The 11,716-nt window shown below is 54.5% G+C and carries 13 protein-coding genes; 9 read left to right on the top strand and 4 right to left on the bottom strand.

Annotated features, from left to right (window positions below; all coding sequences use genetic code 11):
- Positions 1–76 precede the first annotated feature (76 nt).
- Positions 77–706, bottom strand: a complete 630-nt coding sequence (locus G5574_RS12230; RefSeq protein WP_006121059.1) for a lysoplasmalogenase — start codon at positions 704–706, stop codon at positions 77–79.
- 152 nt (positions 707–858) lie between these two features.
- Between G5574_RS12230 and G5574_RS12225 the strand changes: the two genes are divergently transcribed.
- Positions 859–1,215 (top strand): DUF2500 domain-containing protein, encoded by a 357-nt coding sequence (locus G5574_RS12225; RefSeq protein WP_033738213.1) that lies wholly within the window; start codon positions 859–861, stop codon positions 1,213–1,215.
- A gap of 28 nt (positions 1,216–1,243) precedes the next feature.
- On the opposite strand, the gene G5574_RS12220 is transcribed toward G5574_RS12225, so the two are convergent.
- The gene (locus tag G5574_RS12220) at positions 1,244–1,513 is read right to left on the bottom strand and encodes a DUF1145 family protein (RefSeq protein ID WP_006121057.1); all 270 of its coding nucleotides are present in this window, start codon (positions 1,511–1,513) and stop codon (positions 1,244–1,246) included.
- Positions 1,503–2,102, bottom strand: a complete 600-nt coding sequence (gene rsmD / locus G5574_RS12215; protein WP_164482670.1) for a 16S rRNA (guanine(966)-N(2))-methyltransferase — start codon at positions 2,100–2,102, stop codon at positions 1,503–1,505. The genes G5574_RS12220 and rsmD overlap by 11 nt, the downstream gene beginning before the upstream one ends.
- 233 nt (positions 2,103–2,335) lie before the next feature.
- Here rsmD and ftsY point away from each other — a divergent pair, with 233 nt between their 5' ends.
- The 4 genes from ftsY to rpoH all read left to right on the top strand — a co-directional run bounded on the left by ftsY (position 2,336) and on the right by rpoH (position 6,672).
- Positions 2,336–3,937: a signal recognition particle-docking protein FtsY gene (ftsY, locus tag G5574_RS12210; protein WP_164482669.1), complete on the top strand. Its 1,602-nt coding sequence runs from the start codon at positions 2,336–2,338 to the stop codon at positions 3,935–3,937.
- A 5-nt stretch (positions 3,938–3,942) separates the two neighbouring features.
- On the top strand, positions 3,943–4,611 hold the full coding sequence (ftsE, locus tag G5574_RS12205; RefSeq protein ID WP_006121054.1) for a cell division ATP-binding protein FtsE: 669 nt from the start codon (positions 3,943–3,945) through the stop codon (positions 4,609–4,611).
- Positions 4,601–5,584, top strand: a complete 984-nt coding sequence (gene ftsX, locus G5574_RS12200; protein ID WP_164482668.1) for a permease-like cell division protein FtsX — start codon at positions 4,601–4,603, stop codon at positions 5,582–5,584. The genes ftsE and ftsX overlap by 11 nt, the downstream gene beginning before the upstream one ends.
- A gap of 230 nt (positions 5,585–5,814) precedes the next feature.
- On the top strand, positions 5,815–6,672 hold the full coding sequence (rpoH, locus tag G5574_RS12195) for an RNA polymerase sigma factor RpoH (RefSeq protein ID WP_006121051.1): 858 nt from the start codon (positions 5,815–5,817) through the stop codon (positions 6,670–6,672).
- Positions 6,673–6,715: 43 nt separating this feature from the next.
- Here rpoH and panM read toward each other — a convergent pair whose 3' ends face one another.
- A complete protein-coding gene (panM, locus tag G5574_RS12190) occupies positions 6,716–7,102 on the bottom strand; it encodes an aspartate 1-decarboxylase autocleavage activator PanM (RefSeq protein ID WP_164482667.1) in 387 nt (128 codons plus the stop codon).
- A 401-nt stretch (positions 7,103–7,503) separates the two neighbouring features.
- Here panM and G5574_RS12185 point away from each other — a divergent pair, with 401 nt between their 5' ends.
- The 4 genes from G5574_RS12185 to livG all read left to right on the top strand — a co-directional run bounded on the left by G5574_RS12185 (position 7,504) and on the right by livG (position 11,715).
- Complete coding sequence (locus G5574_RS12185) at positions 7,504–8,628, top strand: branched-chain amino acid ABC transporter substrate-binding protein (protein WP_164482666.1); 1,125 nt, start codon at positions 7,504–7,506, stop codon at positions 8,626–8,628.
- A 128-nt stretch (positions 8,629–8,756) separates the two neighbouring features.
- Positions 8,757–9,683: a high-affinity branched-chain amino acid ABC transporter permease LivH gene (gene livH / locus G5574_RS12180; protein ID WP_033738195.1), complete on the top strand. Its 927-nt coding sequence runs from the start codon at positions 8,757–8,759 to the stop codon at positions 9,681–9,683.
- Entirely contained in the window at positions 9,680–10,951 is a 1,272-nt protein-coding gene (locus G5574_RS12175) for a high-affinity branched-chain amino acid ABC transporter permease LivM (protein ID WP_054632937.1), read from the top strand. Before livH ends, G5574_RS12175 begins: the two co-directional genes overlap by 4 nt.
- Positions 10,948–11,715: a high-affinity branched-chain amino acid ABC transporter ATP-binding protein LivG gene (livG, locus tag G5574_RS12170; RefSeq protein ID WP_058708187.1), complete on the top strand. Its 768-nt coding sequence runs from the start codon at positions 10,948–10,950 to the stop codon at positions 11,713–11,715. The genes G5574_RS12175 and livG overlap by 4 nt, the downstream gene beginning before the upstream one ends.
- Position 11,716: the final 1 nt, after the last annotated feature.

Raw genomic sequence — 11,716 nt, 5'->3', positions numbered from 1 at the left:
AAGACGTGGGCGACGTGCCCACGGCTTATCTTACACCCAGAGGTTTAACCCAACGCCAGCATTATTGTGTCTTTTTTCAGTAGATCCACAGGGAGCGGACGATCATAAAGTGACCGGCAAAGTAGCAGGCCGCGACAATCGCGCTGTCGGCGCTGAAACGGCGGCGAAAATGACTGATAAACCACACGATATTAGCCAGCAGAAGCAGGGCAGAGCCAACCAGAATTGAGAAGCTGTAATCGCTGGGGCGGAAGACATATTGTTCAGTAGCCATCCAGTTCATGACCAGCGTCATGCCGATCAGCGTACAGACGGGCCAGCGCAGCGTTTCCAGTTTACTCCACAGCACACCAATCACAACCACCCCGATGATCAGAAACGTTAGTGGGATGGGCCAGTAAAATGTCATCGTCATATTGGCCGCAAAACACAGCGTGTACAGCAGATGCGACAGGAAAAACGCGCCCAGCGCGTAAAGCATTTGTTGCCGCGGGAGCAGCGTCAGCGTGTCGCCGATGAGCGTGGCGACTAACCCAGCCACAATCAGGTAATCAGATGTATTGCGTGTGGGGGCCTGCCAGGCCAGACCGACTAACAGGAGCAACGTGACAGGTTTAAATAACCAGCGTTGCCATTGCGGGCCCCGGTAAGAGGCATCAACGTACAGCCAGCCGGAGAAAAGTACAGCGAGAAAGGACCAGAGCATTGCTTCTCCCTTTTTACCAAAATGGTGACAGTTCCTGAAACACTCCTGTCAGTCTAGGTTATGCCAGCGCGATGTGACAATCGGTCAACTCTGGTTGTATGCTTTATCGCGCAATGCAAGACGATCTGAGACCGGATAAACGCTGAGGAAAGATGAAACCACCGCTACTTTTTATTATCGTCGTGGCCATTATTGCCGTACTCGCGACACGCCAGTTCATCAAACAGCGGCGCGAGGCAGCCGTCAACGATGCCTCGCCGGTACGCACCGTCGCGGTTGAGGTCAAAACCAAACGTGAGTTTTCGGTATCCAGTCGCCGCTCACGTGAGCGCGAAGTGATCGCCGGAGACGAAATGCGCTATGAGGCCTGGTTTCATCCGCTCAATGGCGAAAGCGATATTAAGATGCGCGTAAATGAAAGCGACTACCATCTGATGGACAAGGGCACGAAAGGCGAGCTGACACTTCAGGGCACGCGCTTTATCCGCTTCACGCCTGCCGGAAACTGACGGCGAGCGTGACGCCCGCCGTTATCCTTTATTTACGTGGGAAATTTTTTTTCTGCCACGCAACCAGTTCGAACACGCCAAACAAAAAGACTTTGATCTGGGTAGCGCGATCGAGCGGTGGTGCATCTTTGCCCTGCGTCGTGCGCAGCAGGACTAACTGCAGGCCGTGCATCAGGATCATAAATATCAAGGCCACATTGATGAACCAGGTCAGGGGCTTCGGATACGGATGAATCAGGTTAAACAGTAAAAAACCCCATACGCACAGCATCAGCAGGCGTCCTAAATTAAGTAACATCATGCGTCTCCTGTTGGCGCTGATATAAACGATAGGCCACCTGGCCCGCAATTTTTTCGCGATGTAAATCCCAGTGAACCGGCACCGGCGGTGGGCCGTTTTCCACTTCGCTTTCAACGTAGACGAGTGCATCCGGTGTCAGCCAGTTATTTTTTTCCAGCAGTTGCAGGGTTTGCTCCAGCAAACCCTGCCGAAACGGAGGATCGACAAACACGATACCAAAGGGATGGCCATCCTGCGCCAGCCAGCTCAGGGTGTTGGTTTGTACGACGTTGCCGTTTGAGGCCTGCAATGTCTGAAGGTTTTTGCTCAGCTGTTGCGCCACCGGGCGCTCCAGCTCAAGCAGCGTCGCCGACGCGGCATAGCGTGAGAGCGCTTCCAGCCCCAGTGCGCCACTTCCGGCAAAGCAATCCAGGCAGTCAGCCTGCTGCAGGTGGGGTGCCAGCCAGTTAAACAGGGTTTCTCGCACCCTGTCGGTGGTGGGACGAAGACCCGCGCTGTCTGGCACCGGTAATTTGCGGCCGCGCCACTGTCCGCCAATAATGCGGATTTGGCCCGCACCACCTGTTTTACGGGGAGGTTTTATCATCTTGCTCACAAATCGTCATAATTTGTTGCGTAGTTTAACGGGCGAAACGATGAGAAGAAACGTTAAAAAAGGGTGCTGTGGTGAGCTGCCAGGAAAGTGTTAGACTACGACGCTGCTGATGTTATGCATAATTCTGCGGTTTAACGCCACTTTGGCGTTTATCACCAATACTGTTTTTAACCCTGGGAACATTGTGCTACCGGGATGAAGCCATCGAGGAGTGTGGTTACACAATGGCAAAAGAGAAGAAACGAGGCTTTTTTTCCTGGCTGGGATTTGGCAAAGAAGAAGAGAAACAACCCTTAACGGATGCGCAGACGGCACAACCGGAAGCCCAGCAGCCAGAACAGGAAGCCCCGGCACGCAGTCAGGCGGAAACCGCTGAACAGGAACGCGGTGCCGCACCTGAAAACCGTGTTGAACAGCAACAGGAAAGTGATGCAGCTACGTCTGAAGACGTACCGGTTACCGCCCGTGTAGCCGGGCCTGAAACGGCGGTTGATCCGCATACCGGTATGATCACGCCCGTTGAGCCTGCCGATGACGTCAACGATGAGGAACTGACTGCGCTGCCGTCAGCGGAGGTTGAGCTTGCCTCATCCGCGCCTGAACAGGCACCTGTGGCGGACGATGCGCCGCTGAGCGACGATGAGCTGGCCGCGCTGGCGCTGGCGGATGCCGACGTGACAGATATCGCGCCGCACGACGCTGCCATCGCTGAAACTGAACAGGCGGGCGATGCGCCGTTGAGTGACGAAGAACTGGCTGCGCTGGCACTGGGAGACGCGGACGTCGTTAACGTTGAAACTGTCGGGCACGATGCCGGGGCGACAGCGCCAGACGACACGGTCAGCGATCTTCCGTTAGCCGCCGCACCGCTGGTAGCGCACGAGCAGGAACAGGAGCGCCCCACCAAAGAGGGATTCTTTGCCCGCCTGAAGCGCAGCCTGGTGAAGACCCGCCAGAACCTGGGCTCGGGTTTTATCAGCCTGTTCCGTGGCAAGAAAATCGACGATGACCTGTTCGAAGAACTGGAAGAACAACTGCTGATTGCCGACGTGGGCGTGGAAACGACGCGGCGCATTATTACCAGCCTGACGCAGCATGCTGACCGTAAGCAACTGCGCGATGCGGAAGCGCTTTATGGCCTGCTGAAAAGCGAAATGGCGGCGATCCTGGCGAAAGTCGATGAACCGCTGAATGTCGAAGGTAAAACCCCGTTTGTAATCTTAATGGTCGGCGTGAACGGCGTGGGTAAAACCACCACCATCGGCAAGCTGGCACGTCAGTATCAGGCAGAAGGTAAATCTGTGATGCTGGCGGCGGGCGATACGTTCCGTGCGGCAGCTGTTGAACAGCTTCAGGTCTGGGGCCAGCGCAACAACATTCCCGTTGTCGCGCAGCATACCGGCGCGGATTCTGCCTCGGTGATTTTCGATGCCATCCAGGCGGCCAAATCACGTGGCGTTGACGTGTTGATCGCGGATACCGCAGGGCGCTTGCAAAATAAATCGCACCTGATGGAAGAGCTGAAGAAAATTACCCGTGTGATGAAGAAGCTGGATGAGCAGGCGCCACATGAAGTCATGCTGACCCTGGATGCCAGTACCGGGCAAAATGCCATCAGCCAGGCCAAACTGTTCCATGAAGCGGTAGGGCTGAGCGGCATTACACTGACTAAACTGGATGGGACAGCCAAAGGTGGCGTGATTTTCTCGGTCGCCGATCAGTTTGGCATCCCCATCCGTTATATCGGTGTCGGAGAAGGCATCGACGATTTACGGCCCTTCAAGGCCGAGGATTTTATTGAGGCACTGTTTGCCCGAGAGGACTAATTAGGATGATTCGCTTTGAAGAGGTCAGTAAGGCATATCTCGGCGGACGTCAGGCGCTGCAGGGCGTAGATTTTAATCTGCGTCCTGGCGAAATGGCGTTTTTGACCGGCCACTCCGGGGCAGGTAAGAGTACGTTGCTGAAGCTGATTTGTGGCATTGAGCGCCCCAGCGCCGGGCAAATCTGGTTTAGCGGACACGATATTTCGCGCCTACGTAACAGCGAAGTGCCGTTCCTGCGTCGTCAGATCGGGATGATCTTTCAGGATCACCATCTGCTGATGGATCGTAGCGTTTATGACAATGTGGCCATCCCGTTGATCATCTCCGGTGCCAGCGGCGAGGATATCCGTCGTCGTGTTTCGGCGGCGCTCGATAAAGTGGGCCTGCTCGACAAAGCGAAAAGTTTTCCTATTCAGCTCTCCGGCGGTGAACAGCAACGTGTCGGTATTGCCCGTGCCGTCGTGAATAAGCCCGCCGTTCTGCTGGCTGACGAACCAACGGGTAACCTGGATGAGGCGCTGTCAGAAGACATCCTGCGGCTGTTTGAAGAGTTTAACCGCGTAGGTGTGACCGTTTTGATGGCGACGCATGATGTTGCCCTTATTGGTCGCCGCAATTATCGGGTAATGACGCTGAATAAAGGACGCCTGCACGGAGGCCACGATGGTCAATAAACGCAACAAACGCGCGGCAGCCCCGAAGGCGAAGCAACCGTCAAAGAGTAAAGCGTTACGCGGTGGCTGGCAGGAACAGTGGCGCTACGCGCTACGCGGTACGCTGTCAGATATGTGGCGTCAGCCGCTGGCGACGTTGCTGACAGTGATGGTGATTGCGATTTCCCTGACGCTGCCCAGCGTCTGCTATATGGTGTGGAAAAACGTCAGTCAGGCGGCTTCGCAGTGGTATCCCGCGCCGCAGCTGACGGTGTATCTCTCAAAAACGCTGGATGATACGGCTGCTGAGAATGTGACCGCGCAACTGAAACAGGTTGAGGGCGTGGATCACGTTAACTATCTGACGCGTGAAGAAGCCCTGAATGAATTCCGCAACTGGTCAGGCTTCGGCGGCGCGATGGACATGCTGGAACAGAATCCGCTGCCTGCTGTCGTTATCATTACGCCAAAGCTCAACTTCCAGAATTCGGACACCATGCAAACGTTACGCGACAGAGTGGCGAAAGTGCAGGGCATCGATGAGGTACGGATGGATGACAGCTGGTTTGCCCGTCTGGCGGCGCTGACCGGCCTGGTCGGTCAAATTGCGTCGATGATCGGTATCCTGATGATCGTGGCGGTCTTCCTCGTGATTGGTAACAGCGTCAGGCTGAGTATTTTTGCCCGCCGCGATACGATCAACGTTCAGAAGCTGATCGGGGCAACGGATGGATTTATCCTGCGGCCGTTCCTGTATGGTGGCGCGTTACTGGGGTTTAGTGGCGCGGTACTTTCCCTGATCCTGTCTGAAGTGCTGGTGCTGCGCCTGCAGTCTGTTGTGGCTCAGGTGGCGTCGGTATTTGGCACCACCTTCTCTCTGGAAGGGTTTTCCTGGGATGAGGCGTTACTGCTGTTGCTCATCGCCGCCATTATCGGCTGGATTGCCGCCTGGCTGGCAACCGTACAACATTTACGTCGATTTACGCCCCAGTAAAGCGCTGCAACATTTTTTTGTTATAATCATCCTCTGCTGCCGACAGTGGGCGCAGAGGATGTTGCCCTGCTGTCATCTGTGTGTAAAATATTCACTGCTATAATTGAACTTGTGGATAACTTTGTTTTCTAAGTAGCACAGATTGCTTTTGGTTTTCCTGCGACGTTGACATAATGTGACGTGCGCTTATGGAAAGATGCGGCAATTCCACTGATTTTGTGAGGGTTTGAATGACCAAAGAAATGCAAACTTTAGCTATTGCTCCTCTGGGCAACCTGGAATCTTACGTTCGGGCTGCCAACACCTGGCCGATGCTGTCGGCAGAAGAGGAAAAAGCGTTGGCTGAACGGCTGCATTACCAGGGCGATCTGGATGCGGCAAAGACGCTGATCCTGTCTCACCTACGCTTTGTTGTTCATATCGCTCGTAACTATTCTGGCTATGGCCTGCCTCAGGCTGACCTGATCCAGGAAGGTAACATTGGCTTGATGAAAGCCGTTCGTCGCTTCAATCCTGAAGTGGGTGTTCGTCTGGTGTCCTTTGCCGTTCACTGGATCAAAGCAGAAATTCACGAGTATGTGCTGCGTAACTGGCGCATCGTGAAAGTGGCGACCACTAAGGCACAGCGCAAGCTGTTCTTTAACCTGCGTAAAACCAAGCAGCGTCTGGGCTGGTTTAACCAGGATGAAGTCGAGATGGTGGCGCGTGAGCTGGGCGTGAGCAGCAAAGATGTGCGAGAAATGGAATCGCGCATGGCGGCTCAGGATATGACCTTCGATATGTCCGCTGACGACGAAAGCGGCGAAGGAAAATCCATGGCGCCGGTGCTGTATCTCCAGGATAAAACCTCTGACTTTGCGGACGGCATCGAAGAGGATAACTGGGAATCGCATGCAGCCGATAAGCTGACTTATGCAATGGAAGGGCTGGACGAGCGCAGCCAGCATATTATCCGTGCCCGCTGGCTGGACGAAGACAACAAAACCACCCTGCAGGAACTGGCCGATCAATACGGTGTTTCTGCTGAGCGTGTCCGACAGCTTGAGAAGAACGCGATGAAAAAACTCCGAATGGCTATCGAAGCCTGACGAGACAGGGCGACCTCAGGTCGCCCTTTTTATTGCCCGCGATTTATTTTACCCAGCCATCAACCTGCGCACGAAATCCGCAGGCCTGCATAAACGCCGCCCGAACGCGTTGATCTTCGCTACCGTCATCAGCAATCCACCAGTCCTCCAGCGATGGGTTCTGCTTCATCGTGTCTTCCAGCAAATATTGCCCGACACCGCGACGTCGCGTGACATCTCTGACGGTCAGATGATGCACTTTACCGTGGATACCGGCTATCTCTAACTGTAACGCCGCCAGCAAACGGTCGTTGAAGCGTGCGACATAAAGGCGGTGATTTTCATTTAACGCGTTTTCCAGCGTGCCCAAATCCCTCTCAGGCCAGATTTTCCCCAGATCGATCCGATCCTGCTGCGTTAGAGAGGTCAACCGCAAAATAGTAAGCTTCATAACAAACACCTGTCCGTGTAAAAGCCGAAAGTGTAGTCAATTCCCGTAATCAGAACCCCGGCACATTTTACGCAATAAAACAGGTCAAAACAGCGACAGAGTGCCAGGATAATAGTTATAAACAGGTAGTCAGCATTTAAAGCCAGCATAACGCGCTGGCCTGGTGAACAAAAGCCGCGCATTGCATCCAGTTGATTATGCTGCTTTTGGCCGCGAATCATGAATATGTCAGTTGCTTTACAGAATAAACTTCCTGTTTAATAGACTGAAATATAAAGCCTTATTATTAATAAAAGCCAGAAAGGCGTGCTAACTCCTTATTGTTAAATCAGTTTTCCCCTTTATCTGGCCAAAATAAAACCACTCACAACAAACACGACATAACTGATGGGGTAGTTCGCATGAAAATGACAGGTCGCGCGTTACTGGCAGGATGCATTGCATTGGCGATGAGCCATGCGGCAATGGCGAAAGACATTAAGATCGCTATCGTAGGTGCCGCTACTGGCCCGGTCGCGCAATATGGTGATATGGAATTTACCGGCGCCGCACAGGCGATTAAAGACATCAATGCCAAAGGTGGCGTAAACGGCGATAAACTGGTCGGTGTCGAATATGACGATGCCTGTGACCCGAAACAGGCGGTTGCGGTGGCTAACAAGGTCATCAATGACGGTATCAAATATGTTATCGGTCACCTGTGCTCCTCCTCTACGCAGCCTGCATCAGATATCTATAACGATGAAGGCGTGCTGATGATTACGCCTGCGGCCACCGCGCCAGAACTGACTGCACGTGGCTATGCCGACGTGATGCGTACGACGGGTCTGGATTCTGATCAGGGTCCAACTGCGGCGAACTACATTCTGGATGTCATCAAGCCAAAACGCATTGCTGTGGTGCACGACAAGCAGCAATACGGCCAGGGTCTGGCAGAATCGGTACAGAAAACCCTGAAAGCGAAAGGCGGCAACGTGGTGATGTTTGAAGGGATCACCGCGGGCGATAAAGATTTCTCAACGCTGATTGCGCGACTGAAGAAAGAAAACGTCGACTTTGTTTATTACGGTGGTTATTACCCGGAGCTGGGCCAGATTCTGCGTCAGGCAAAAGCGGCAGGACTGAAAGCAGGCTTTATGGGGCCAGAAGGTGTGGGCAACGCCTCGCTGTCTAACATTGCGGGCGACGCGTCGGAAGGGCTCTACGTAACCCTGCCAAAACGTTACGACCAGTTGCCTCAGAACAAGGCCATCGTGGACGCCATCAAAGCGAATAGCGCGTCTAACCGTAAAGATCCTACCGGCCCGTTTGTCTGGACAACCTATGCGGCTATCCAGTCTCTGGTGACCGGCATGGAGCGCAGTAAGAGCGATGAGCCGGATGCGATTGCGAAGAGCCTGAAAACCGGCGCACCGGTTCCGACAGTGATGGGCGACCTGAGCTGGGATCAGAAAGGCGATTTGAAAGGCTTCGAGTTTGGCGTCTTCAAATGGCACAAAGACGGTTCGTCTACCGCAGTTAAATAAGGCACTGATTCTTCCCCGTCGTACGACAGCGGGGAAGCAGGAGAAGGCGTGACTGACGCGCCATCGCCTGGCTAACCCTCTTCTGGCAGCAGGAGAGGGGTTTTCTGGTTTCTGAGCAGGTCCTCACTATGTCCGAGCAGTTTCTCTATTTTATTCAGCAGATGTTCAACGGGGTGACTCTGGGGAGCACCTACGCGCTGATCGCCATCGGTTACACCATGGTTTACGGCATTATCGGCATGATCAACTTCGCCCATGGCGAAGTCTATATGATCGGTAGCTATGTCTCTTTTATGGTTATTGCAGCCCTGATGATGATGGGTATTGATACCGGCTGGCTCATGATTGCCGCCGGTTTTGTTATGGCCGTTATCATCTCCAGTGCCTATGGCTGGAGCATCGAACGGGTGGCTTATCGTCCCGTACGGGCATCCAAGCGTCTGATTGCGTTGATTTCCGCCATCGGAATGTCCATCTTTCTGCAAAACTACGTCAGCCTGACGCAGGGTTCACGTGACCTTGCCCTGCCGAGCTTAATCACCGGCCAGTGGACGCTGGGCGAAAGCAACGGCTTTGCCGCCACGCTGTCGACGATGCAGATCGTGATTTGGGTGGTCACGTTCCTGGCAATGCTGGCCCTGACCCTGTTTATCCGTTATTCCCGCATGGGACGCGCCTGCCGCGCCTGTGCGGAAGACCTCAAAATGGCCAGCCTGCTGGGCATTAATACTGACCGGGTGATCTCGCTGACCTTTGTGATTGGTGCGGCGATGGCGGCGGTTGCGGGCGTGCTCTTGGGGCAGTTTTATGGCTCGATTAACCCGTTTATCGGCTTTATGGCGGGGATGAAAGCCTTTACTGCGGCGGTCCTGGGCGGCATCGGCAGTATTCCCGGCGCGATGATTGGCGGGCTGGTGCTGGGCATTGCCGAAGCGCTGACCTCGGCTTATCTCTCCACCGAATACAAAGATGTGGTGTCGTTTGCCTTACTGATTGTGGTGCTGCTGGTCATGCCTACCGGTATTCTGGGCCGCCCGGAGGTGGAGAAAGTATGAAACGCCTTGGTCTGGTCAATGCGATTGTTTCAGCGGTCATGCTGCTGGTGCTGGCGGCCTTCTTTATGGGAATGCGCCTCGATCTGAATGGTACGCAGCTACAGATAGTGAATGCCGGCAGCGTGCGCTGGAACTGGATATTCATCGGTTGTGCCGTTGTGTTTTTGTTTCAACTGCTACGTCCGCTGTTTCAGGGCAAGCTGATACGTAGCGGTGGTGGCCTGGTGTTGCCGGGCTTCGACGGCTCAACGCCAAAGCAAAAAGCCATTATGGGCTTGATGATCGCCGCGGCGGTTATCTGGCCGTTCCTGGTTACACGCGGCAGCGTCGATATTGCCACCCTGACACTGATCTACATCATGCTGGGTCTGGGACTGAACGTGGTCGTAGGGCTGTCGGGTCTGCTGGTGCTGGGCTACGGTGGTTTCTATGCCATTGGCGCGTATACCTTCGCGCTGCTTAATCATTACTATGGTTTTGGTTTCTGGCAAAGCCTGCCGCTGGCGGGCCTGGTTGCGGGCGCATTTGGCCTGATGCTCGGCTTCCCGGTGCTGCGCTTGCGCGGTGACTATCTGGCTATTGTCACGCTCGGCTTCGGCGAAATCGTCCGTATTCTGCTGCTCAATAACACGGCAATCACCGGCGGTCCAAATGGAATTGCTCAGATTCCTAAGCCCACCTTTTTTGGCCTGGAGTTTGGCCGTCGCGTCAGCGAGGGGGGATGGGGCACGTTTCACGATGTCTTTGGCATGAAGTACGATCCTAACGACCGGGTGATATTCCTCTATCTGGTGGCATTGTTGCTGGTGGTGCTGACGCTGTTTGTGATCAACCGCCTGCTGCGCATGCCGCTGGGTCGGGCATGGGAAGCGTTACGTGAAGATGAGATCGCCTGTCGTTCGCTGGGCTTGAGCCCGACCCGCATTAAGCTGACCGCGTTTACTATCAGCGCCGTCTTTGCTGGCTTCGCGGGAACGCTGTTTGCCGCTCGCCAGGGCTTTGTCAGTCCGGAGTCCTTTACCTTTGTCGAGTCCGCTTTTGTTCTGGCTATCGTGGTGTTGGGCGGAATGGGCTCGCAGTTTGCCGTTATTCTGGCCGCCATTTTGCTGGTGGTTTCGCGTGAGCTGATGCGCGACCTCAACGAATACAGCATGCTGGTATTGGGGGCGCTGATGGTGCTGATGATGATTTGGCGTCCGCAAGGCTTACTGCCGATGAAACGACCGCACCTGAAACTGCGTCAGGGTAAACAAGGAGAACAGGCATGAGTCAGCCTTTATTAGCCGTTGAAGGCCTGATGATGCGCTTCGGCGGTCTGTTAGCCGTGAACAACGTTAAACTGGAATTGCGCCCCCAGGAAATTGTGTCGCTTATTGGTCCAAACGGTGCGGGTAAAACCACCGTGTTTAACTGCCTGACCGGCTTTTATAAGCCAACGGGCGGCAGTATCACCTTACGCGACAAGAACCTGACTGGCCTGCCCGGACAGACGATCGCCCGTATGGGGATCGTGCGGACCTTCCAGCACGTCCGTTTATTCCGCGAAATGACGGTGATTGAAAACCTGTTAGTCGCCCAGCACCAGCACCTGAAAAGTGGCGTGTTTGCGGGGCTACTGAAAACCCCGGCTTTTCGCCGCAGTGAAGGCGAGGCGCTGGATCGCGCTGCCACCTGGCTTGAGCGGGTTGGCTTACTCGATATGGCGAATCGCCAGGCCGGTAACCTGGCTTACGGTCAGCAGCGCCGACTGGAGATCGCCCGCTGCATGGTGACGCGGCCGGAGATTTTAATGCTGGATGAACCGGCAGCCGGACTTAACCCGAAAGAGACGCATGAGCTGGATGCGCTGATCGCCGAGTTACGAGGCGAGCATAAGGTATCCGTTTTGTTGATTGAGCACGATATGAAGCTGGTAATGGGCATTTCTGACCGTATTTATGTGGTGAATCAGGGCACGCCACTGGCGAACGGCACGCCGGAAGAGATTCGTAATAATCCGGATGTGATCCGTGCCTATTTAGGAGAGGCGTAAT

It is taken from the genome of Pantoea stewartii (assembly GCF_011044475.1).
GTDB classification, from domain to species: Bacteria; Pseudomonadota; Gammaproteobacteria; order Enterobacterales; family Enterobacteriaceae; genus Pantoea; species Pantoea stewartii.
This window is presented reverse-complemented; position numbering and strand designations above follow the sequence as displayed.